Below are 22,712 nucleotides of genomic sequence, written 5' to 3'. Positions count from 1 at the left end.
AAAGATCGAATAATGGCAGCTCACAGGCCATACGAGCAGCCAACGCTGCAGCGCAGGAAGAGGTCGGGCACTCGCGTCATGGCGCCGAATTTTTGGGATGCAGGCGGTAACAGAGCTTGTTTCAGCTCAGGAAATCACATTGACTGGCTCACCCGAATTGAGCGTCGCCAGGGTGTCGAGCGAATCGACACGACGGATGAGCGGCATCGGCAGGCGCCGGTCCACCGGCGGCCCGGTAAGCCGCCCGTGCCGTCGCTCCCACAGGATCTGCGCTGCCTCGCGGCCGATGTCCTCACACGGAACTCGCACCGCGGTCACCTCACCACCGCTGACCTCGGCCACGTTCTCGAACGAGACGACCGCCGGCCAGCCTTCCGGTGGCACTTCAGCATCTTGCAGCGCGTTCAGCAGGCCGAGCGCCGCGTTGCGACTGGCACAGACCACTGCCGAGACATCGCGGCGCGCGATGAGCCGGCGAGCTACCGTGGTCGCCACTTCGGCCTGCGCACCGAATGAAGCCGGCGGCTCCTCGGGCAGGAAGATCATATTGTCGGTGCGCTCGTCGTGTTGTTCCATAACGGTGAGCCAACCCTGCATCCGCAGCCCCGACCAGTGGTAGCTGGGCTCGTCGTCCTCCGGTGCATGCAAGCCGAGAAACGCGATCCGCCGGTGGCCACGCAGCCGCAGATGCCGGGTGGCGGCCTGTCCGCCATCGACATGATCAGCGGTGACCATGTCAACCACCATCTCCGGCTTCGGCGACGTCATGGGAATCGAAGCCCAACGCACTCGAGCCGCGCCCGGATCGCCAAGAGCAAGCAGGTCCTCAGCCCGGTCCGGCATCGCGAAGAAGAATCCGGCGATCGGCGGAAGGGCACCTTCTGCCGCCTGCCGGAGTGCCACATCGACATCCATGCAGGCACTGGCTGCTCCGAGTTCGGTGACCCGCTCTTCGAATCCGAGCCGTACCCGATCGGAGGCGCCTCGGCCTCCGGTGCCCTGGCCAGGGTGAACCAACATGACATAGCTGTCCGGCTCGGTGGCCGCTGTGTCGGCGACGAAGATTCCTACGCGTGGCACGGTCCGGAGCAGTCCCGCGTCGACGAGCTTCTTGAGCTCAGCTGTGACCGTTCTGGGTGAGAGCCGGTATTTCTCCCGGAGTTCACGCACCGTGGGCAGCATGTCACCAGGGCGCAGCTCACCGTCGCGGCAGGCGCGGCGCACGTCGTCGACCAGTGCTTGGCGCTGCTTCTCAGACGTTCTCCTCGAGACCAACGCGGGCCCCTCTCTGTTTCCCGAAGGACGGACCAAACCCTACCGCACAGAGATCGCACCGGGTGGCGGTCTGGCGAACCGGCAGGTATACATAGGAATGCAATTCGGAAACAGATAATATCAGCATCCCCGCCCACCGATCCGAATCAGGAGCCGACAGTGTGCACCACCTCCACGCAGGGTCTCACCACCCCGGACCAGGAGTGGCTCGGCCTGCTCACCGCCCTGGTCAATACCGACAGCGCGCCAGGTGACCACGGCGGAATCACTGCGGTCTACAACCTGATCACTCCGGTTCTCGAGAAACTCGGATGCACGGTCGAGAGAGTTGTCACCGATGGCCCGGACGTGCTCCGAGCCAGGCGAACAGGCTCCGGCCCAGCACTCACTTCCGTACTGATGATCGGCCATGTCGACACCGTGTTCCCGGTTGGCACCGCCGCGGCCCGGCCGTTCACCGTCACCGGAGACCGCGCCTTCGGCCCGGGCGTGGCGGACATGAAGGGTGGTGTGGTGGTCATGCTGGCGGCGTTGTCGGAGCTGACCGCGGACGAGCTGGCCGGGCTGGACCTGACTTTGCTCTTCAACGGCGACGAGGAGTCGAGCTCGCGAGACTCACGTACGGTCATCGAAGCTGAGGCGGCCGGCAAGGACGTCGCCCTCGTGTTCGAGTCGGCCCGGCGCAACGGTGCGATCGTCACGACCAGGCGAGGAGTGCAGCGCTTCCAGCTGGACGTCACCGGCCGCGCGTCGCACAGCGGGACCAACCCCGGCGCCGGCGCGAATGCGCTCGAGACTCTGGCGCACAAAATCATCGCGGTCCAGGAACTGGATGCTCGTGTCGAGGGCGCTTCCGTCAACGCCGTACTGGCCGGTGGCGGATCCCGGCCCAACATCATCCCCGACGCGGCCCACGTGCACATCGACTGCCGCTTCGACGACAGCGCTGCCGAAGCCGCCGTGCACGAAAGCCTACGCGGCCTCACCGGGCCAGGACCTGTCGAAGGAACCGCCACTACGCTGACGGCTTTCGGCGGGCGTCCGCCGTTCGGACAACCGGCCACCGAACTGGCGAATGCCTACCTGGATGCCGGCCGCCGACTAGGGCTGGACATCACCACGACGTTCGCCGGCGGTGGTTCCGACGCCAACCTGACCGCGGCTCTGGGTGTTCCCACTCTGGACGGTCTCGGCCCCATCGGCAGCGGTGCGCACACCGCCGACGAGTACATCGACGTCCCATCGATTGCCGAGCGCGCCGCCGCCTGCGCCAGGCTGCTCGCCGGCCTTGCCAACGGACGCTACGGGACGATTTCTTCAGCGTCGGTGATCTCGTAGGCGTAACCCTGCTCGGCAAGGAAACGCTGCCGGTGCTGGGCATACTCTTGGTCGACCGTGTCGCGGGCAGTGACGGAGTAGAAGCGAGCAGTCCGGCCGTCGGCTTTCGGCCGGAGGATGCGCCCTAGCCGCTGTGCTTCCTCCTGCCGCGAGCCGAACGTGCCCGACACCTGGATCGCCACGGCCGCCTCGGGAAGATCGATGGAGAAGTTGGCGACCTTGCTGACCACTAGCGTGCTGAGTTCACCGGTACGGAAGGCCTCGAAGAGCCGCTGCCGTTCGCGTACGGTCGTGTCACCTTTCACCACCGGGGCGTCCAGCCGCTCCGCGAGCTCGTCCAGCTGGTCGATGTACTGGCCGATGATCAGCGTGCGGTCGCCGTGATGCCGCCGGACCAGCTGCTCCACCACCCGGGTTTTGGTGTCGGTACAGGAAGCGAGCCGGTAGCGCTCGTCCGCCTCCGCCATGGCGTAGGCGAGCCGCTCACCCTCGGACAGGGTCACCCGGACCTCGACGCATTCGGCCGGGGCGATGTAGCCCTGGTTCTCGATCTCGCGCCAGGGGGTGTCGTATCGCTTCGGGCCGATCAGGGTGAAGACGTCGTCCTCCCGGCCGTCTTCGCGCACGAGCGTTGCGGTCAGGCCCAGGCGCCGGCGCGCCTGAAGGTCCGCGGTCATCCGGAAGATGGGCGCCGGCAGTAGGTGGACCTCGTCGTAGATGATCAGGCCCCAGTCACGCGCCTCGAAAAGCTCCAGATGTGTGTAGGCGCCTTTCCGGCGGGTGGTGATCACCTGATAAGTGGCGATGGTGACCGGCCGGATCTCTTTTTTCGAACCGGAGTACTCGCCGATCTCGTCCTCGGTCAGGCTGGTCCGTTTGATCAGTTCGTCGCGCCACTGACGGGCGGCGACGGTGTTGGTCACCAAGATCAGCGTGGTGCTGCTCGCATGAGCCATGGCGGCGGCGCCCACCAGGGTCTTCCCGGCACCGCACGGCAGGACCACGACGCCAGATCCGCCATGCCAGAAGCCCTCGGCGGCCTCCCGCTGATACGGCCGCAGCGACCAGCCGTCCTCGTCCAGCGCGATTTCGTGTGCCTCACCGTCGACGTAACCTGCCATGTCTTCGGCGGGCCAGCCCAGCTTGATGAGCACTTGTTTGAGGTTGCCGCGCTCGGAGCCGTGCACCATCACGGTGTCTTCGTCGATGCGAGCACCCACCAGCGGTTTCACCCGCTTGGATCGGAGGATTTCCTCCAGTACCGGGCGGTCGGACGTATGCAGGACCAGGCCGTGTGCCGGATGCGTCTCCAGACGGAGCCGACCGTAGCGTGCCATGGTTTCGGCCACGTCCACCAGCAGCGCATGTGGTACCGGATACCTCGAGTACTTCATCAGGGTGTCGACAACCTGCTCGGCGTCGTGACCAGCGGCGCGGGCATTCCACAGTCCGAGGGGCGTCAGCCGATAGGTGTGCACATGCTCGGGTGAGCGCTCGAGTTCGGCGAACGGGGCGATCGCCCGGCGGCAGTCGTCTGCCAGGTCGTGGTCTACCTCGAGAAGGAGCGTCTTGTCGCTCTGAACGATCAGTGGTCCGTCGGTCACGCCTGGCTTTCTCCCGGTTCTTTCATCACGGTCTGCGACCGTCCCAATGTCGGCATCGCCATCCGGTGGTCACGAGCAAACCCGCTCGCGGTAGACCCGCATCTAGGCAATGCTCCCCCATGAGCGCCCTTGCGGTCCACCAGCGGTCATCACACACCACCGGTTGCCTCGATGCTGCTGACCACCTCTTCAGAGTAGCCGTTGCCGGCCGTGACCATCGGCTCTGAACTGGCCCCGGTGTTGGCCGGCTGGGTAGCCCGGGCGGCGACCAGCGAGGGGGACGCGGTGACACTGGCGCGCAGCGAAGATCGTCGGGAAGGAGTGGGCTAGGAATCGCGTATCGGGGTAAAGGATAATGAAACCAATGAGCCCACAAGATCGTCCGAGACGCCCACCGTCCGGTGATGCGGGGTCAAAGCTCCGGCCAGGCGGCAGCGGCTACGCGCGATTCCTACGCCGCGCCGTCTTGGGTGTGCTCATTCCAGGCGTCGGACTGATCGCTGCCGGCCGTCGCCGCATCGGGTATGTCATCCTGGGCGGGTTCCTTCTCGGGTTGGCCGTCGTCGGTTTCTACATGTGGCGCGCCGGACAGGTTCGGCTGGCCCGTCTTGGCGCCGACGCGGATCGGGTCAACCTCATCGGCTACGGCCTGCTCGGCGTCGCAGCGGTCTGGCTGCTGATCGCCGTCGTCAGCTTCTATCTGCTGGAGCCCCCGCGACTCCACGTGGCGCAAAGGCTGCTCGCCGTCGTGATCGTGATCGCGGTGGCGGCCGCGGTCGTCACCCCGATGGGTATCGGTTCACACTACGCCTTCACCCAACGAGACTTCATCCAGTCGGTCTTCCCCGATGAGGAAGAACGACACAGCCTCACCATTCCGCCGGCGGCCACCAACGAAGACCCGTGGGCCGGGGAGCAACGGGTCAACGTGTTGCTCCTCGGATCTGACGGAGGTGCAGACCGCGACGGTGTCCGTGCCGACACCATCATGGTGGCCAGTGTCGACACCGTGAGCGGAGACACCGCCCTGTTCTCGATCCCGCGGAATCTGCAGCACACACCCTTCCCCGAAGGGCCGCTACGCGACGTTTATCCGGACGGTTACCGTGGCGCACCGGAGGCCGAGTTCTGGGTTTCGTCCATTTACAACAACATCCCCGCGGAATTTCCCGAGTACTTCGAGGACATCGACAACCCCGGCGCCGAAGCGACCAAACTGGCCGTCGGAGAGGCCCTCGGTCTCAACATCGACTACTACGTCATGGTGAATCTCGACGGATTCCAGGCACTGGTCAATGCGCTCGGCGGCGTCGTGATCGACGTACCGTACCCCATTCCTATGGGTACCCAGGCAACCTCGTGGGGCACCTGCACCCCCGCCCGCGACTGGATCGACGAAGGCGAACAACAGCATCTGACCGGCGGCCAGGCGCTGTGGTTCGCTCGCGCGCGATGCGGCCCGCCACCAGTCTCCGACGACTACGAGCGGATGCGCCGGCAACGGTGCCTGCTCGGCGCGATCGCCGAGCAAACCAACCCGTTCACCCTGCTAACCAGATATCTGCACCTGGAGAGTGCGGTCCGCGACAACATCAAGACCGATATCGGCCGCCAGCGCCTCGAGGATTTCGCCGAGTTGGCACTGCGGGTGCAGGAAGCTGAGATTCGCAGCTTGCCGTTTACCAACGAGATCATCCAGTACCACTCACCCGACTTCGATCTCATCCGCGAGTTCGTGCAGGAATCCCTCGAGGCTGACGCGACCGAGCCGTCGCCCACCGAGGCGCCGGCCGAGGACCGCTTGCCCGCGGACGAGACCGACCACGACGCGATCGTCGACATCACCGGGGATCCGGATGGCGACGCCCAGGGTGTGGACCCCCTGCACGATCACACCAATGGCGACACCGATGCGCCGGACGATGCCGATGGCCACGACGGAACCGACGAGATCGACGATTCGGTCGGCGCGCAGCCGATCGACGAGGTTTGCTGACCTCCCGCTCGGTGATCGTCAGTACGTTGTGGTCGTTGCTACGTCGCGAAGCTCCTGGTCAGCATGGCCAAGAACGACCACAACGTACTGACGATCACCGGGAATGGGGCGGCGGGTAGTGGTGGTTCAGGTTCATGCGTCGACGACGGCAACGCCGCTGATGCGGTGCACGGCGAACGATCGGATCTCGTTGCTGCGGTGATCGAAGGCGGCGAGCCAGCCACCTTCGAGGCGTACCGGATCCACCACGCGCTCGCTGGTGGAACCGTGCTGGTCGACGTATCCGATCCAGATCGAAGCGCCGTCGTCGAGTGCGCGACGAAGATCAGAGAGCATCTGGGCGGAAGCGCTCCGGCCCAACCGGCCAGGCACAGCGTCGGGCGGGCGGACCGTGGCGGAGCGGTCGCCGGCCCGCAAGGCACGCACGGCCGCGCCTAGGACCGTCTCGGTCGGAGCGGGCCGTTCGGCCAGGGTCGGCTGTGGGGCGGGCCGGGGCGGCGAACGCCGCGGCCGGGCCTGCGCGACGACGATCGAGCCGTTGGCGTCTTCCGGGGTCGGCGCGAACCCCATCTGGCGAAGCCTCTCCAGCAGAGTGAGACCGTCAAGCGATGACGCCAGCACAGTGGGCGCCAGCCGGCGAATGCCCAGCGCTGAGGCTTGAGGAGCGGCCAGGATCTCCGTGAGCACCGCGTGGTCGTCACAACGGATGAACGACGCCGCCGCACCAACGCGCAGCAATCCGTGTCTTCGGGCGACGTCGTCCACGAGATAGGTCAACGGTTGCGGCACCGGGGTGCGAGACGCCGAGAGAAGGAACCGGTGAAGATCGTCCGCGCTCCGCCCGGCGTCGAGCGCCCGGCGGATCGAGCCGGCGGTGAACCGATAGACCGATGCACCTCCGCGGCTTTCAACGTCGGCCAGCAGGTTCAGCTCGCGGGCCAGTTCCGGTTGCAACGGCCCGGGTGCCACTGCGGTCAGGTCTGCCTGCAACAGCACATGTTCGAGCGGTTCCGGCAAATGGTCAGTCAGGGCGACGGCAGCCGACGTCGCCGCAGACTCACCGCCGCCGAGCAACGGACGGACATATGACGCCAGCGCCCCCCGGCCGGTGATACCGAGTGTCTCCGCCTCCCGCAAAGTCCAGCCGACGACGTCGTCTCGCAGCCGGCCACCTCGCCGTGGGCGCTGCCAGCGCACGGTCTCGACGACGCCATCGCGTTCGGGCGCTGCGCCCGCCGGCAGACTGGCCAGGAGGTCGAGGACTTGCCGCCGGATCTCTGAAGCAACCGGGCGGTCCAGGTCACCGCCGAGCGGGGCGATCAGCCGATCCCGGTCGTCGCGGGTACCGACCAATCCGGCTGTGCGGCTGGAGCGCAGCCAAGACTCGGCCAAGACGGCCCACCGGGCGGCAACGGTTTCACGCTGCCAGGTGTCGTACTCCGGTGTCGGCAGCCACCCCTCGTCGCCGCCGTCGGCTGGCGCCAGCAAGGCCGAGGTGTATGCGAGCTCGGCGATCAACGCCGCGCCTGTCTCGTCGGTGTCGAGCAAGGCGGGCAGTTTGCGGAAGTCACGGACCCCGAGCCCGCCGGTACGCAGCACTGGAGGCGGATCCATCGCCCACGTATCGAGCAGTGTCTCGACCTTCCGGACGACTTCGAAGGCACTGGCCGCGGCTGCCCGGTCCACCATGTCCACCTCGCGGGAGGAAACTTCCGGCTCCGGCGGAGCAACCTGGATGTTCCCGCGAATGACACCGCCGCGCAGGTGCAGGCCCACTTCACGGGGCAACACCACGGCGTCGCCGTCGACAGGTATCAGCAATCCGGTGGCCAGCAGGTAGTCGATGGGGGTCCGGACGTTCGCCAGGTCGACCTCGCGCCGCGCGTCTTCCACCCGGCCGGTGGGCGGCCCGTCGACCAGCGCGCGCAAGGCGGCGGCCGCCTCCGGGCTCAAGCCCTGCAGTAGTGGTTCCAGAGTTTCCGCCGAACCAAGGTGCGCTGCCACAAGCTCCGCGTGGGTAGCGTGATCGCCCTTCGTCGGCAACCCGAGGTCGGTGGTCATCGTGGCCAGGCGTGACGGCGGCAGCGCCATCAGTAACTGCCGGGCGGGTGGTCCCAGCCCTGCCGGATGCGGACCGATGATCTCGGCCACGGCCCGCACGAGGTGGATCTCGTGCTTCTCGCCCCAAGTCAAGGCCCGGGCGCGCAATGCTTCCAGCACGGTCCGGACTGTGCGCGCCGGAAGACCGAGCATCCGTTGGACGTTACCGGCGGACGTGGGGTCTGGCAGCACCACCAGTGCGTCGACGACGTGCAACGAGAGCTGATCGAGCCGGTCTAGCGCACGGACCACGGACGAACGGGTGACGGCTCTGGATGCCAGCTGGGCGATGTCGACCGGTACCGGCACGACGAGGTCCGGCCGCAGCCGAAGCAACGCCGCGAGTTCCTCGTCGGTTCGGGTCCGTAAGTCGTCCGCGAGACTCCTCGGCCCTGCGTTCGTCCTGGGCATCAGCTCTACACTACGACGTCCGGGCCGGACGGGCGCTACCGCCGACAGGCCGTGCGAGGCCTGCGGTCAGTACCGGGCACTTCCAGGGGCCGAACGTGCTCCGTGCGACCTCTAGAGACTGCGGAGCCGCTCCAGGACCTCGAAGCTACGCTGGGCGAACTCTTGCCGCGCCTCTTCGTCAGCCGCCCGCAACTCAGCCGTGATCTCCGGGTCGATCGGGACTTCCTGCGGTATTCGCCGTCCAAAACTCACTTTAACGAGATTACTCATCACAGGGGAATGGGCAAGCCAAGCGCCTGCCGACCGCGAAACTTCGGCCGAACGGCCGATGTCGCGTCGGCAGATTCACCCATCCACACCTGTGACGGGTTTCGATGATCATTTACACGGACCGGACTCCGGAAGTCGTGTCGTCTGTCACGGCAGGACGACGCGCGGCCCCGTGCTGGTGAGCCCGGCGACACGCGCTTCTTCCAGGACGATGTCGCGAGCCACGGGTGCGCTCACTCCGCGCTCCACCATCCGCCTCGCGATCATCCCGGCAACTACCGGCGCGGCGAAAGAAGTTCCAGACCACAACACATGCCCCTGGGTGATCTCGGCACTCGTGCCGTCCAGATACTCGTATGTGCCCTGTGGGAAGGGGACAACGGCGTTTTCCCCGGACGCGTAGAGGTTCACCCAGTGCCCGACGTTCGTCCAGCTGGCCCGCGCGTCGCCACCCGAAGTCAGCGCACCGACGGCCGTGGTCCACGGATAAGCGGCCGGCCAGAATGGCGCGTCCGTTCCGTTGTTTCCAGCGGCGACGACGATCACGGTGTCCGGATGCCGGCGCAGTACCCGACGATAGAAAGCGTTGAAGGCTTTGGGTGAACAACCAGCCCGGGCGTATAGACCGGCCTGGACGCATACGACGTCCACTCCGGCACGCACAACCCGGTCCAGGTCTTCGACGATGGTCAGCTCGTCGACCGCGCCGCCCACCAGGCAGTCACGCACCTGAACGGTCACCGATTCCGAACCCGACACGGCCAGCAGCCTCGCGGCGGTCGCGGTCCCGTGGCCACCGTAAGGGCGGATGGTAGTGGTGCCCTCGACGTAGACCTCGTCGTCGGGCTCGTAGTTGTCTTTGACCGCGGCGAATCGTGCGAAACCCGACTGCACGGCCACGGGCGGGTGGTAGCCGGTGTCGATGACCGCCAGGCGTGGACGGCCCGGGCCGATCGGTTCTCCGAGAACCGGCGTCGGCCCCGGCCACGGCACTGGCTCCGTAGCTGGGCACATGACCGTGTTGCTCTGGGTCTCCAGGACGTAGTTGAGTGCGACGGTGTCCTCGTCGACGACGCCGAGCAGCTGTTCAGCCAGCTCAGCCGCGTCGCGATCACCTATGTCCAGTACCTTCAGTCCCACCGGGCCCTCATTGACGGCAGCCGGTCGCTGTGCGCCGACCTGATCGAACGCATCAAGCACCTGGTCAAGGTCGTCCGCGTCGCACATCAACTGGTGGTTACGGTAGAGGTATTCCACCTGGGCACCGGTGGAATCCCACTTCGCACCGAGCGGGAACTGGCGTCCCCGGGTGCGGTCGGCGCTATTGCGCTCCAAGCGGTCTACTTCTTGCCTCAATGCCTCACGGCTACCGCGCCTTACGGTCATCGTTGTGCCTTCCCCTCATAGGATCCAGAGACGGACGATACCGGAGAGATGTCGCAGTTCCGATCATTTCCGGCGCCAAAAGATGTCCCGCCCAGGGCACTAGTTCGGACCATTAGGATCGACGGGTGCGGATCGAGCGAGCGGCCGAGGAGCTGCCCGCGCTGGCGATGTCCGAGCCCGAGGCCACGACCCGTCGCGCCCGGGCCATACTGAGCTCGGGTCCCACACCGCTTGAGGCCACGTTCGCCTTGCACGCGCTTGGGATCATCGAGCGCAACCAGGGCCGGGTCGGAGTGGCGCTGCGGTATCTGCGACGCGGGTTGCGCGCCGCACTGGCCGACGGGCTTGACGACCGCAGAGTAGAGGTCGGCGCGAGTCTCGGGACGGCCCTAGGACTGGCCGGGCGGCGGCGGGAAGCGCTGGCCGCGTTCGACGACGCGCTGAACGGCGCGGACTACCACGCACGGGCGCGGGTACTCGTCCGCCGGGGAGCGGTCCGCATACACCTCGGCGATTTCGAGAACGCCTATGGCGACAATGCCGAGGCGGCTCGTATCTCGAGCGAAGTCGGCGATGCGATCTGGGAGTGCCGGGCTCGCCAGAACGCCGGGGCGGCGTTGCTCCATCTCGGCCGGTTCGAGGAAGCAGACCGCGAGCTTGCCCAGGCTCAGGCGATGGCCGAAGCAAACGGCGACCCGTACAGCGCCATCGTGGCGCTGCACAACCGCGGCGACATCGCGCATCGGATGGGCTGGCTGCCAAAGGCACTGTCCATGCTCTACGAGGCCCAGCAACGCTACGAGACCCTGGGTGTAGTCCCGCCTGAGGTGGTACGCGACATCGCCGTCGTCCACCTCGCCGCCGGCTTGACGGAGGAAGCCTCGGAGACCGCTGACCAACTCGTGGCCCTGTTCGAACAGGACCACGACTCCGCCCTTCAGCGGGCCGACGGTTATATCGCGGCAGCGATGGTCCACCTCGCCGCCGGTAATCCGCACCGGGCGCTCGACCTCGCCCGGCGTGCCGAGCGCTCCAGCCGCCGTCGGCAACAGCTCGAGGCGGTGCAGCACGCGCGGTTCGTCATGCTACGCGCTCAAGCAGCCGCCGGGCGGGTCACCAAGCGAGACGCGCGGGCGGCCGCCGCCCTCGCTATCGAACTCAGCGATCGCTACTCTTCCGAGCGGCTCGATGCCTTGGTGCTGGCCGGCCGGATGGCGCTCACGGCCGGGCTGACCGAGCTGGCGCGCTCGTCATTCGAGTCAGCTGCCGTCCAACGCCGCCGTGGCTCAGCGTTACGCCGCGCCACGGCCTGGTATGCCCACGCCCAGCTCGCCAAGTTACGAGGCGATCGGGCCACGATGCTACGTGCCTGTGAACGCGGACTCGACGTCCTGGACACACATGCGCTGTCGCTCGGTGCTCTGGAGCTACGCGCCCGTTCCACCGTTCACGGCACCGATCTCGCTGTACTCGGCACCCGGCAGGTGGTGGACGACGGCTCCGCACGCGAACTGCTCCGCTGGACCGAGCGGTGGCGTAGCACCATCCATGCGTTGCCCGCACCATCTATCCGGCACGATCCCGCTTTGGCCGCCGAACTCGGGCGGTTCCGAGCCGCCGGCCGCGATCTCGGCAGACTGCCCGGATCGGCCAGAGAAGCCATCCGCCGCGGTATCGAGGAGAAGATCCGCCGGCGGGTCCACACCCGCGAAGGCGACCTGTCCATGTCGCGCCGCCGGTTCGACGTGGGCGAGCTGCTCGACACCCTGGGCGACGATTTGACGCTGGCCAGCATCACCGGTGTCCGCGATGAGAACTTCCACGTCGCGGTCGCCCGGCGCGGCCGGGTGATCCGCAGGGTGGCCGGTCGCGTCGAGGATGTCTTCGCCGAGCTCGACTACGCACGATTCGCCCTCCGCGCCGCGGCGCTGGCACCCGCCGCGGCCGCCGAAGCGATGTTGAATGGCGTGGAGGCGAGTATGGAACGGTTGGAGGAGATCCTGCTGGGACCGGCTGTCGAGCTGTTCGGCGACGGGCCCGTGATCATCGTCCCGCCGGGAAAGGTGCAGACTGCTCCATGGGGAGCACTGCCGTCGTTGCGTCGCCGAGCGGTGACGGTGTCGCCGTCGGCCACGGCATGGCTGCGCGCCCGTGAAGCCGCGCCCTCCTCGGGTGCCCGGAGTGGCCGAACGGCTCTCATCGCCGGCGCCGATCTTGGCAGCGCCGGCGCCGAAGTACCCGCGCTGGCCGGTCTGTACCCGGAGGCGACGATGCTGACCGGCCCCCGCGCCACGGTGGCGGCCACGCTGCAGGCGATCGACGGGGCCAGACTCGCCCACATCGGAGCGCATGGCACATTCCGTGGCGACAGCCCCATGTTCTCCTCGCTGGAGATGGCCGACGGCCCGGTCACGGTCCTCGATTTCGAGCAGCTCGAGCAGGCGCCCTATCGGTTGTTGCTCACCGCCTGCGAGTCCGGCGTCGGCAGCCCCACGGGGGTGGACGAGCTGCTCGGGCTGGCGACATCGCTCTCAGTACTCGGTACCACTGGCCTGCTCGCCAGCATCGTGCCGGTCAGCGACACCGCGTGTGTCCCCTTCAGCCTCGTCATACACGAGAAGCTCGTTGCCGGGGCCGATCTCGGCGACGCCCTGCTCGCCGCCCGGGAGGCCGCCGACACGCCCGTGGCCACGGCCACCGCGTGGGCCTTCCTCGCGCTCGGCGCCGCATAACCACTCCGCCCCGCCGCCTTCCCCACCATGCCGCACTGGCCTACTACCCCTCCCCATCCCCACCACCCATCGTCGCCACCACCCCCATCGTCGCCACCACCCCCATCGTCGCCACCACCCCCATCGTCGCCACCACCCCCAATCCCCACCCCTTCCCGGTGATCGTCAGTGGGTTGTGGCTGTTCGCAGAGTCGTTATGTCCTGATTTATTGCCTCGAGAGCAACCACAACCCACTGACGATCACCGGGGAGGGGTGCCCCCGGAGGCCGGGAGGGAAGAGGGTGCCCGGGGGAACACGCGCAGGGGTGCCCGGGGGAACACGCGCAGGGGTGCCCGGGGGAACACGCGCAGGGGTGCCCGGGGAAACACGCGCAGGGGTGCCCTGAGGAACTGGGCTGAGAGGGGCGCAGGGGTTACACAGTGTGCAAGATCCGACCACGTAGAGTGTCGATATGCGCTTAGTCGTCGGATTCGACCTGGACCTGACCCTTGTCGACTCGGCGGACGGCATCATCGCGTGTTTCGTCGAAGCCGGGCGACAGGTCGGTAGCGAGATCGACCCGGTTGAGCTGCGGCCCCTGATCGGGTTGCCGTTGCCGGAGACGATGGAGCATTTCGTACCGCCGGAATCGGTACCCGCGGCCGTGCGAAGCTACCGCGAGCTGTACCCGCGCCTAGGCGTGCCGGCGTCGAAACTCCTTCCTGGAGCGGCTGAGGCCGTCGACGCCGTCAACCAGAAAGGCGGGCAGGTCATCGTCGTCAGCGCGAAGATCGAACACGCCGTCCGCCAGGTCCTGGAACACGTCGGTTTATGTGTTCACGACGTCATCGGCGAGCGGTTCGCCGAAACCAAGGGCGATGCTCTACGTGAGCACGGTGCCGAGATACACGTGGGCGACCATCCTGGCGACATGATCGGAGCCCGCGCAGCGGGTGCTTGTGCGGTCGGAGTGACCACCGGTTCGCACGATGCCGTCGCGCTGAGAGAAGCAGGCGCCGACGTCGTCTTTCCCGACCTGCTCGACTTTCCCTACTGGCTGGACGATTTCGTCGGCCAGCGCACTGTGGACGAGGAGAATGACGAGAAGATCGGCCGGCCATGACCCGGCGTGCCATCGGATCGGAAAACCCCTTCGAGGACGTCTATGGCTACTCGCGGGCGGTGCGGGCCGGAGCGCACATATACGTCTCTGGCACCACGCCACGCGAGGCCGACCTGGGAGCTGACGCCTACACCCAGACCAGGAGCGCGCTGTCAATCGTCGAATTCGCGCTGGCCGATCTGGACGCACGCTTCGACGACGTGGTCCGCACCACGATCTACACAACCGATCTATCGGATCTCGACGGTATCGCTCGCGCACACGCCGAGACCTTCCGGAACATCCGACCGGCCAGCACCGTTGTGCAAGTCACGGCGCTGACCCCAGCCGCGGCCAAGGTCGAGATCGAGGTCACGGCAGTCACAGTCTGACCGGTTCGCCGCTGGCGGCCGAGCGGTAGGCCGCGAGCGCGACGCGCGTCGCCGCGAGGCCGTCGTCACCGGTGACGGAGGGCACGCGCTCCTCCCGGACCGCGCCGACGAACTCGTCGATCAGTCCCTGGTTGGCGTCCGAACCCCAAGCCGGCCAGCCGAGCTGCCCGTGGGTGCCGCCGTACACCGTGAGGTGCTGACTGAACGCATCGACACCGACGGCGCCGTGCTCACCGACCAGCTCCAGAGTGAGACCACCCCAGGTCGGGTATGTGCGGGGCCGGCTCCAGCTCGAGTCGATCGTGGCGAAGACGCCGTTCTCGTACGTCAACATCAGCAGTCCGCCGGTCTCGACGGTGACCTCGTCACGATGCAACACGCGGTTGGTGGCCGCATACACCTCGACCGGGTCCCGGCCCAGATACCAGCGCAGGACGTCGGCGACGTGGACCGTGTGGTCCATCACCGCGCCACCTCCGGCAAGCCGCGGGTCAGCGAACCACGCGCGGTGGTGGGTGGGCATCTCGCTCTGATTGGTGCCCGTACACGCGTAGATCTGGCCCAGCGCGCCGTCGGCCACCAAGGCGGCCACCTCCCGCATCGGCGGGCTGAACCGCATCGGGAAGGCGGTCATCAACAGCACGCCCGCCTGCGCACAGACCTCGACGATCGCGCGGGCGTCCTCCTCCGTGGTCGCCAACGGCTTCTCACACAGAACGGCCACTCCGGCAGCAGCGGCGCGTTCCACGTGGATCCGATGATGCACGGTTTCGGAGAGGACAACCACCGCGTCGACGCCCGCCTCCAACAGTTCGTCGGCCGACCGCATCCAGGGGACATCGTTAGCCGCTGCCCACCGGGCACCCCGCTCGGCGTCGTCGTCGGTTATACCGGCGATCTCCACTCCTGCTGCCCGGAAGTTGTGTACGTAGGCATCGGCGTGCACGTGTGCCGCGGACAGGAACCCCACTCTCATGCCGGCGCCTCCACTTCGACCGGACGGCCGGTTGTGATCGACTCGTCGACAGCCGCCGCGATGCGCAAGGCAGCCAGCCCGTCCTCGGCGGTGACGACCGGCTCCGCGCCGTCGCGCAGCACCGCCAGGAAGTGCCTGAGCTGCGTGGTGTGCGGAGGCTCGGCCAGCGGACTAGAGGGTAACGGTGTGTCGCCGGCTTCAGGGTGGGCACGCAACACCGGGCGCACAGGAGCGGACCGGTCGGAATCGAACTCGAGCACACCTGTGGTGCCGGCGATCTCCCCGCGGGTGCGGAACGTGGGCCGAGGATAGGCCCACGACCCCTCGACATGACTGATCGCGCCCGATCGATGCCGGAGGATAGCGGCGACATGATCGACGTCGGCGGCTGGCCGGGCACCCCGCACGCTACGGGCATAGGCCGTGACGACGTCGCCGGCCACCCAGCGGGCGTAGTCGAGATCGTGGATCATCAGGTCCAGGTGCAGTCCGCCCGACCGCTGCTCGTCGACGAACCAGTTGCCGGCGGGCTTAGCGGGCTGGAACGTGGCTCTGGTCAGCCGGACCACCGCCGGATCACCGATCTCGCGATTGTCGACGGACGCTTTCGCCGCGGCGTACTCAGGGAAGAATCGCACGACATGTGCCACCAGCAGCGGCACTCCGGCCTCGCGGCAGGCCTCGATCATCTGAGCCCCGTGCGCTGGTAGCCTGGCCAGCGGTTTCTCACAAATGACCGCGCGACCGGCGGCCGCGGCGGCCAGGGTGATCTCGTAGTGGAGATCAGTAGGCGCGCAGATGTCCACGACGTCGACGAGGTCGAGCAACTCCTCCAACGTCGCGCAGGCCCGCATGCCGTACTGCTCGGCCAGTTGAGTCGGTGGTTTACCCGGGGTCGACGTCACAGCGACCAAGTCCGCGTCCGCACACGCGGCCCAACCGGCAGCATGCACGGACCCCATGAACCCGGCCCCGACAATGCCGATTCGCGTGCGGCTCACTTCAGCGCCCCTCCAGTCAGGCCGCGAACGAATTGCTTGGAGAACACGATGTACAGGGCGATCATCGGCAGCATGGCCAGGGTGAGCACGGCAAGCACCGCGTTCCAGTCAGTGACGAACTGGCCGAGGAACGCCTGCGCGCCCAGCGTCACCGTCCGCACGTTCTCAGCCGGCGCGAGGATCAACGGGAACCAGAGGTCGTTCCAAATCGGCAGCATGGTGTAGATGCCGATCGCGGCCAGTCCCGGCCGGATCAGCGGCACCGCCAGGCTGTACACCCGGTATTCGTTGGCACCGTCGATCCGGGCAGCGTCCTTCAACTCCTTGGGCACCTGTTTGAAGAACGACGTCAGGACAAACACCGCCAGTGGTAAGCCCATCGCCGTATACACCAGGACCAACCCGGCCAGAGAGTTGACCAGCCCGAGCGACACCAGCAGCTCGAGGATGCCGACCGTCCCCAGCCGGATCGGGATCATGATCCCGACGGCCATGTACAGCGCTAGCAGCGTCATGCCCGCGAACCGGTATTCGGCCAGTGCGAACGCCGCCATCGAGCCCAGCAGCAGCACAAGAAACACCGAGCACACGGTGACGATGAAGCTGTTGAAGAAGTAGAGCTCGAAACGCGAACGCTCGAATACCGTCTCGAAGCCGCTGAGGTCGAACGACGACGCGTTGGGCGGCGCGAACGGTTCCGAGAAGATCGCCTGCCGCGACTTGAACGAGTTCATGACGATCATGAGGATCGGCCCGCACGCGACGACCACATACGCGAGCAGGATGACGTGTGGGACAAACCCGCCGATCCGGGCCGTCCAACGCTTAGGTGGCCGAGCAGTTGCTGGACTACCCTTGGCCTCCACGTCGGCTACAGTCACCGGTTCCCCCTCATAGCTCGTAGTGCTCGACGCGGCGCTGGTAGACGAAGAAGTACAGCAGCACACCAACCAGAATCAGCACGAACATCATGGTCGCCACCGTCGCACCCATCGTGGACGAACCGCGTTGCAGCTGGAATCCGAAGAAGGTGCGGAAAAACAGTGTCCCCATGATGTCTGTCGCGAAGTCCGGCCCGGCCAATGCGCCCTTGACGGTGTAGATCAGGTCGAACGCATTCATATTGGCGACATACGTGATCACCGACACGATCCCGACCGTGGGCAGCACCAACGGGAATTTGACCCGCCAGAACGTTTGCCAACCGTTGGCGCCGTCGACCCGAGCGGCCTCGAGAAGCTCATCTGGAATGGCGATCAGCACGGCGTAGAAGAGGATCATCGGTATGCCGATGTACTGCCAGACCGACATCAGCGACAGTGTGATGAGCGCGGTGCTCGACTGGCCCAGCAACGGTGTCTCGACGATGCCCCAAATGGGGTTGAGGATCAGTTGCCAGATGAAGCCAACAATCACCACGCTCAGCGTCGTGGGGATGAACAGCAGCGTGCGATAGATCGAGCGGCCCTTCAGGGTGGCCGAGCTGAGCAGCGCCGCCAGCAGCAGCCCGATCGGGTTCTGCACGAAGAAATGGATGGCGAAGAAAACCAGGTTGTTCCACACCGCGTTCCAGAAACGCGCGGAGAGAAGATCGTCGGTCAGAAGATGGACGAAGTTCTCCAGCCCCACGAACATCCGGATGCCGTCTTGCGGGGCATACAGGCTCAGCCGCATCGAGTCGACCAACGGGTAGACCATGAAGATCGTATAAATGGCTGCCGCCGGCAACAGGAATACGAGCAAGTGCAGCCGGAATCGCTGACGGGGCCGCCGCCCCGCGGACGGCGCCGGCCTGACCGGCGACGCCTTCACGGCAACCTCAGCTCCGACGTCGTCGGGAGGTGCCGGGGGCTGTGTGTTGCTCATGGTGTGCCTTTCCATGAGTGCGCGCCGGCGGGCGCATCGTGGCTACCCGCCGGCACGCAGATCGATGTCTTACTGCTGTGGCTCGTACCAGCGCTCGAGACCGTCTTGTGCCCGCTCCGCGGCTTCGGCGGGTTCGATGGTTCCGTTGATGACCTGCGCGCTGAGGTCCCACAGCTCGTTCTCGAGGTTGGGCTCACCACGTGACAAGATCTGGTATGAGTTGCGAATCGTCGACTCGCATTCGTTCCGCCAGTCGATGAACTCCTGGGCCAGCGGGTCGTCGAGCTGCACCTCATGGTCGGACAGCGGGAAGAATCCAGGCAACGAATTGGCGTAGAGTTCGGCGAACTCCGGCGAGGCCGTCCACTCGAGGAACGCCCGTGCGGCTTCCGGGCTGTCAGTATCCGGGTTCATCCCGATACCAATGTCAGTGTGGTCGCTGATGTAGCAGGTGTCCTGCCCCTCAGGCAGCGGCGGTGCGAACACGCCCATCTCGAAGTCGGCCTGCTCCCGGAACAACGCGATCTCCCATGAACCAGCTGGGAAAATGGCTCCGTTGCCGAGCGTGAACAGGTTCTGCGAATCCGGGTATGTGACGGACTCGTATCCGCTGGGGAGGTAGTCCGCCCACGAAGCCAGCTCGTCGAATACCGCCACGTAGGCATCGTCGTCGAAGCCCTGCGTACCGTCGATCAGCGCCTGACGGCCTTCTTCACCGTCCCAGTAGTTCGGGCCGATGTTCTGGAAGCCCATCGTGGCTGCCTCCCACTGGTCGGCGGTGCCCATGACCAGGGGTGCGTAATTCCCGTCCGCGGCGATCTGGTCAAGCAGGTCGTGGAATTCCGCCTCCGTCGACGGCTCCTCGAGTCCTAGCTCGTCGAAGATCTCCGCGTTGTACAGGAACCCGTGGATCACCGACGCCATCGGCACACAGAAGACATCCGAGCCGTCGTCGGTCACCCATGCGCTGCGGGCGACGTCGCTGAAGGTCTCGATGCCCGGGAGGTCGTTCAACGATTCGAGATGGCCGGCTTCGTAGAGGTCCAGGGCCACGTCGAAAGGCCGGCAGGTGATGAGATCGCCGGCGGTGCCTCCGGCGAGTTTGGCCTCGAGCGCGGCGTTGTACTCGTCGGGCGCCGTCGGCTGGAAGGACACCTCGATGTTCGGATGCTGCTCCTGGAAAGCCGGGATGATCACGTCCTCCCAGATGGCGAGGTCGTCATTGCGCCAGCTCTCGATGATGAGCGAGCCCTCGGCACCGTCACCTTCGACTTCGCCGTTCTCGTCGGCCTCGCCGTTCTCGGCCGAGTCGGGCTCGTCGACTTCTTCACGTGGATCTTCGCTCTCACCGCAGCTTGCGAGCACCAGGAGGAGTCCCGCGAACGGGGCCACCCAGCGAAGTCGGTTCGGCATTGTTGTTCTCCTGTAGGTCAAAAGGGCTGTCTTCGCGTGTCCTGGGGCCGGTCGACCGGATTCCGGTTGACCGGCCCCACGTGTGATGCCTCATCAAAGGCCGGCGCTGATGTCCATGTCAGGTGGGCCCCCTCGGCTGCCGGCGTTGGACCGGGCGGCGCCGCCAGTCTGATGGCTTCCCTGTTTCCGCCTGGTGATCACGCCGTCCACCGCCTGGGAATCAGTCACTTCCCTGAGGTGTCCCAGGAACGCACCGTGATTCGGCCAATCCTCGTCGTCGCTGATGAGGTCGTTGATCGTACACCCATCGTGTTCGCCTGGGATGCCGATCGTGAACGGCTCGTCATAGACCTCGGACCCGCCGGCGCCGGGCTTCCGGTACGTCGTCTCGGCGACACCGGCATCCAAGGTCACGTTCACCGTTGCGGTGAAGACATCTCCGTCTTGGTCTCCGTCCAACCGCGCGTCGGTGGACAGGACCATCTGATCGACGGAGATGCTCACCTCCCCGATTTGAGTGTCGTCCGGCACCGGCGGCACGTTGAACTCACCCAGTACCCCGGTCCGGTTCTCCGGAGTCGGGTCGCCGGTGCCGGCGGGTGGGGTGCGGTAGATATAGAAGAGGCCGGCGCCCTCCGCGGTGTAGTAGGGGTCGTCTTCCCAGCCCGCTCCGCGCGGCGCAGTGGTGACGACGTCATTGTCTTCGTAGCCGGTGCTGACCATGTTGCCGAACCCGCTGTCCGGGACGTACTCGATGGTGTCGCCTTGAAACACCGTGAAGCCGGTCGGACCGGAGACCCACGATCCGCCCGGATCGACCACAACCGTGTTCTCCTCCGCTGCGCCGGTCTCCTGTTCGCGAAAGTGAGCCGTGCCGCCGCGTTCCGGCAGGACGACTCGCCAGCTAGACGTGATATCCATAGTCATCGGCTCACCGATGTCCTCCCCGAGAAGCCCCTCCTCGAACTGGTCCGTGGACCCGGCGTCGTCGCCGGACTGATCGGTTGCCGCCGCCTGGAGCACCGAACTCGCCAACCTCTGACGCCGACATACTGACCAGCCCGGATACGAGCATCGCCATGAACAGTATTAGGGGCACGGATCACTTTTTCGACCATGATCTCTCCTCTGGGTCGTCGGGGACGGCCAAAGGGTTGAAGATCTCGCCTACAATTAGTTAAGAAACTTTCCTCACTATGTAGCCAGGGTCACAAGCCTGTCAAGGGGTCGCATTGGCACAATCCGGACACAGCGGAGGCCCTCAAGTCCTCCGGCTGCTCAACTGCGCCGCTGTCCTCCGCGCCATTCGCGCCACAGGATCAGCGCGGGTCACCGAACTGGTCGAGGCGACGGGCCTGTCCCGGCCAACCGTCACAGCGGCCGTCACGACACTCATCACCGACGGATGGGTCGAGGAGACCGAAGACCGCACGAAGGACACCCCGCGCATGGGGCGGCCCGCCCGGGTGCTGCGGTTCCGGGACAACGCCCAGCACGTCCTGGGCATCGACGTAGGACCGCACAAGGTGTACTGCGCGGTAGCCGACTTCAACGGCGCGGTGGTGACACATGTGCGCCGCGACGTGCCCAGCATGATCTCCCATTCCGAGCTGCTCGAACACGTCAAGAGGACCATCGAGCTGGCGCTGAACGAGGCGAGCGTGAGTCCCACGTCACTCGCGGCCGTCGGGGTCGGCTCTCCGGGCATCGTCGACGAGCACCGGGGAGCCATCGTCCAGGCACCCTCCGTTCCGGGATGGAACTCCCTCGAGCTCGCGCACTGGCTCCGGCAGAGCATCGACTGCCCGGTGCATATCGAGAACGACGTCAACCTGGCGATCATGGCCGAGCAGTGGAACGGGGCGGGCAGCGCCACCGACAATCTTGTGCTCGTGCAATGGGGCGCCAGGGTCGGAGCCGCCGTCGTGGTCCAGGGCCGGCTGCATCGCGGCGCCCACGGGGCCGCGGGTGAGATCGGCTTCGTGGATCTCGATTCCGAACCGCAAGGTGTTCAGCCGGACGGACTCGGCCCGCTCGAAGCCCGCATCGGAACGGCAGCGATCATCGATCGTGCCCGCCGGCTGGGCGACATCACGAGTCCCGATGCGGTCACCGTGCTTGCGGCGGCCGCCGCAGGCGATGCGCTCGCGCTCAAGGTGCTCGACGACGTGTGCGCGCAATTCGCCCGCGGCTTCGCACCCTTTCTGGCCGCGATCGATCCCGAACTAGTGATTCTCGGTGGCGTTATCACACTTGCCGGGGACGCTGTCTTGGCCGGCGTCCATCGGCACCTCGGCCAGCGTGCTCTCGCGGTGCCCCGCCTCGAGTTGTCGGCTCTGGGGGACGACGCCGTCGCGCTCGGCGCGGTGCGCCTGGCCGCCGCGGACGCCGAGCAACGTCTGCTGGACTCCTACATGTCGGCCGACGGGCTGAGCCGGGCCTGATCATCGAACCAGCACGTCGGCCAACCTCCCTAGACCGGCTGCCGGGTCGTCGGTCAGACCAGGGTGTACCGGTCCGGGCTAGACGATGGTGCCGCACGGAGCTGGGCCACCCACGACGATCTCGGCCACCAGCGCCGTGGTCCCCTGTCCCGCGCCGCGAAACTTGACGACATAGGTGCCAAGATCGTCGGCTTCGATCAATCCAGGCAGCGAACCTCCTTCTCGCAGCGCCTGCACATACCGGACGGCGTTGACGACCGGTAGTGTGGTGGTGGCTGTAGCGCTCTTCGTCACGAGACGGGACACTACGGCACGCTCGTGATAGGGAATCTCACGAGTGCGAGCGGCTCGGCGTTGACAAACACCGGGTCGGTCGCCTCGAGAGGTTCGCCACGGTCCGACATCCCACGACGAACGAGGTCTGC

Annotated in this window: 17 protein-coding genes and 1 pseudogene; 6 read left to right on the top strand and 12 right to left on the bottom strand. The window is 66.4% G+C overall.

From position 1 onward, the window contains the following. Positions 1 to 126: 126 nt before the first annotated feature. A complete protein-coding gene (locus F7O44_RS14240; protein ID WP_162450902.1) occupies positions 127 to 1,275 on the bottom strand; it encodes a substrate-binding domain-containing protein in 1,149 nt (382 codons plus the stop codon). A 159-nt stretch (positions 1,276 to 1,434) separates the two neighbouring features. Here F7O44_RS14240 and F7O44_RS14235 point away from each other — a divergent pair, with 159 nt between their 5' ends. Further along, a complete protein-coding gene (locus F7O44_RS14235) occupies positions 1,435 to 2,613 on the top strand; it encodes a M20/M25/M40 family metallo-hydrolase (protein WP_162450901.1) in 1,179 nt (392 codons plus the stop codon). Here the strand turns inward: F7O44_RS14235 and F7O44_RS14230 are convergent. Continuing rightward, positions 2,577 to 4,217 carry a DNA repair helicase XPB gene (locus F7O44_RS14230; protein WP_162450900.1) on the bottom strand — a complete coding sequence of 547 codons (1,641 nt, stop codon included), beginning with the start codon at positions 4,215 to 4,217 and terminating at the stop codon, positions 2,577 to 2,579. The two genes, F7O44_RS14235 and F7O44_RS14230, sit on opposite strands and share 37 nt — an antisense overlap. Positions 4,218 to 4,581: 364 nt before the next feature. Between F7O44_RS14230 and F7O44_RS14225 the strand changes: the two genes are divergently transcribed. Then, positions 4,582 to 6,213, top strand: coding sequence for an LCP family protein (locus F7O44_RS14225; protein WP_162450899.1), 1,632 nt, complete (start codon positions 4,582 to 4,584; stop codon positions 6,211 to 6,213). 132 nt (positions 6,214 to 6,345) lie between these two features. On the opposite strand, the gene F7O44_RS14220 is transcribed toward F7O44_RS14225, so the two are convergent. From F7O44_RS14220 to F7O44_RS14210, 3 genes are all read right to left on the bottom strand, one after another. Next, positions 6,346 to 8,724: a helicase C-terminal domain-containing protein gene (locus F7O44_RS14220; RefSeq protein WP_162450898.1), complete on the bottom strand. Its 2,379-nt coding sequence runs from the start codon at positions 8,722 to 8,724 to the stop codon at positions 6,346 to 6,348. Positions 8,725 to 8,835: 111 nt separating this feature from the next. Next, a complete protein-coding gene (locus F7O44_RS14215) occupies positions 8,836 to 8,976 on the bottom strand; it encodes a hypothetical protein (RefSeq protein WP_162450897.1) in 141 nt (46 codons plus the stop codon). Between the two features lie 165 nt (positions 8,977 to 9,141). After that, positions 9,142 to 10,380 (bottom strand): S8/S53 family peptidase, encoded by a 1,239-nt coding sequence (locus tag F7O44_RS14210; protein ID WP_222851357.1) that lies wholly within the window; start codon positions 10,378 to 10,380, stop codon positions 9,142 to 9,144. Positions 10,381 to 10,505: 125 nt separating this feature from the next. Between F7O44_RS14210 and F7O44_RS14205 the strand changes: the two genes are divergently transcribed. The 3 genes from F7O44_RS14205 to F7O44_RS14195 all read left to right on the top strand — a co-directional run bounded on the left by F7O44_RS14205 (position 10,506) and on the right by F7O44_RS14195 (position 14,587). Further along, a complete protein-coding gene (locus F7O44_RS14205; protein WP_162450895.1) occupies positions 10,506 to 13,112 on the top strand; it encodes a CHAT domain-containing protein in 2,607 nt (868 codons plus the stop codon). Positions 13,113 to 13,565: 453 nt separating this feature from the next. Continuing rightward, positions 13,566 to 14,216: an HAD family hydrolase gene (locus F7O44_RS14200; protein WP_162450894.1), complete on the top strand. Its 651-nt coding sequence runs from the start codon at positions 13,566 to 13,568 to the stop codon at positions 14,214 to 14,216. Then, a complete protein-coding gene (locus F7O44_RS14195) occupies positions 14,213 to 14,587 on the top strand; it encodes a Rid family hydrolase (protein WP_162450893.1) in 375 nt (124 codons plus the stop codon). Before F7O44_RS14200 ends, F7O44_RS14195 begins: the two co-directional genes overlap by 4 nt. On the opposite strand, the gene F7O44_RS14190 is transcribed toward F7O44_RS14195, so the two are convergent. From F7O44_RS14190 to F7O44_RS14165, 6 genes are all read right to left on the bottom strand, one after another. Further along, positions 14,577 to 15,563: a Gfo/Idh/MocA family protein gene (locus tag F7O44_RS14190; RefSeq protein WP_162450892.1), complete on the bottom strand. Its 987-nt coding sequence runs from the start codon at positions 15,561 to 15,563 to the stop codon at positions 14,577 to 14,579. The genes F7O44_RS14195 and F7O44_RS14190 overlap by 11 nt on opposite strands. Next, positions 15,560 to 16,564 carry a Gfo/Idh/MocA family oxidoreductase gene (locus F7O44_RS14185; protein ID WP_162450891.1) on the bottom strand — a complete coding sequence of 335 codons (1,005 nt, stop codon included), beginning with the start codon at positions 16,562 to 16,564 and terminating at the stop codon, positions 15,560 to 15,562. Before F7O44_RS14185 ends, F7O44_RS14190 begins: the two co-directional genes overlap by 4 nt. Then, complete coding sequence (locus F7O44_RS30330) at positions 16,561 to 17,373, bottom strand: carbohydrate ABC transporter permease (RefSeq protein WP_343073883.1); 813 nt, start codon at positions 17,371 to 17,373, stop codon at positions 16,561 to 16,563. The genes F7O44_RS14185 and F7O44_RS30330 overlap by 4 nt, the downstream gene beginning before the upstream one ends. Before the next feature lie 82 nt (positions 17,374 to 17,455). Next, positions 17,456 to 18,430 carry a carbohydrate ABC transporter permease gene (locus tag F7O44_RS14175; protein WP_162450889.1) on the bottom strand — a complete coding sequence of 325 codons (975 nt, stop codon included), beginning with the start codon at positions 18,428 to 18,430 and terminating at the stop codon, positions 17,456 to 17,458. Positions 18,431 to 18,499: 69 nt separating this feature from the next. Further along, positions 18,500 to 19,843 carry an ABC transporter substrate-binding protein gene (locus F7O44_RS14170; RefSeq protein WP_162450888.1) on the bottom strand — a complete coding sequence of 448 codons (1,344 nt, stop codon included), beginning with the start codon at positions 19,841 to 19,843 and terminating at the stop codon, positions 18,500 to 18,502. A gap of 93 nt (positions 19,844 to 19,936) precedes the next feature. Beyond that, positions 19,937 to 20,866 (bottom strand): hypothetical protein, encoded by a 930-nt coding sequence (locus tag F7O44_RS14165; protein ID WP_162450887.1) that lies wholly within the window; start codon positions 20,864 to 20,866, stop codon positions 19,937 to 19,939. Positions 20,867 to 21,075: 209 nt separating this feature from the next. On the opposite strand from F7O44_RS14165, the gene F7O44_RS14160 reads away from it, so the two are divergent. Then, positions 21,076 to 22,287 carry an ROK family transcriptional regulator gene (locus tag F7O44_RS14160; protein ID WP_162450886.1) on the top strand — a complete coding sequence of 404 codons (1,212 nt, stop codon included), beginning with the start codon at positions 21,076 to 21,078 and terminating at the stop codon, positions 22,285 to 22,287. Positions 22,288 to 22,395: 108 nt separating this feature from the next. Here F7O44_RS14160 and F7O44_RS29645 read toward each other — a convergent pair. Beyond that, positions 22,396 to 22,581, bottom strand: a pseudogene (locus F7O44_RS29645) (HipA family kinase); the annotation flags it as partial. Positions 22,582 to 22,712 lie beyond the last annotated feature (131 nt).

The sequence above is a fragment of the Phytoactinopolyspora mesophila genome (assembly GCF_010122465.1).
GTDB lineage: Bacteria > Actinomycetota > Actinomycetes > Jiangellales > Jiangellaceae > Phytoactinopolyspora > Phytoactinopolyspora mesophila.
The sequence above is the reverse complement of the archived record's forward strand: the minus strand, read 5'-3'. Positions and strand labels throughout refer to the sequence as shown.

What these genes read in the sequence shown, in the direction of transcription:
- F7O44_RS14190 (WP_162450892.1), bottom strand. Translation starts at nt 15,563, where the DNA reads ATGAGAGTGGGGTTCCTGTCCGCGGCACACGTGCACGCCGATGCCTAC.
- F7O44_RS14200 (WP_162450894.1), top strand. Translation starts at nt 13,566, where the DNA reads ATGCGCTTAGTCGTCGGATTCGACCTGGACCTGACCCTTGTCGACTCG.
- F7O44_RS14210 (WP_222851357.1), bottom strand. Translation starts at nt 10,380, where the DNA reads ATGACCGTAAGGCGCGGTAGCCGTGAGGCATTGAGGCAAGAAGTAGAC.
- F7O44_RS14225 (WP_162450899.1), top strand. Translation starts at nt 4,582, where the DNA reads ATGAGCCCACAAGATCGTCCGAGACGCCCACCGTCCGGTGATGCGGGG.
- F7O44_RS14175 (WP_162450889.1), bottom strand. Translation starts at nt 18,430, where the DNA reads ATGAGCAACACACAGCCCCCGGCACCTCCCGACGACGTCGGAGCTGAG.
- F7O44_RS14170 (WP_162450888.1), bottom strand. Translation starts at nt 19,843, where the DNA reads ATGCCGAACCGACTTCGCTGGGTGGCCCCGTTCGCGGGACTCCTCCTG.
- F7O44_RS14220 (WP_162450898.1), bottom strand. Translation starts at nt 8,724, where the DNA reads ATGCCCAGGACGAACGCAGGGCCGAGGAGTCTCGCGGACGACTTACGG.
- F7O44_RS14195 (WP_162450893.1), top strand. Translation starts at nt 14,213, where the DNA reads ATGACCCGGCGTGCCATCGGATCGGAAAACCCCTTCGAGGACGTCTAT.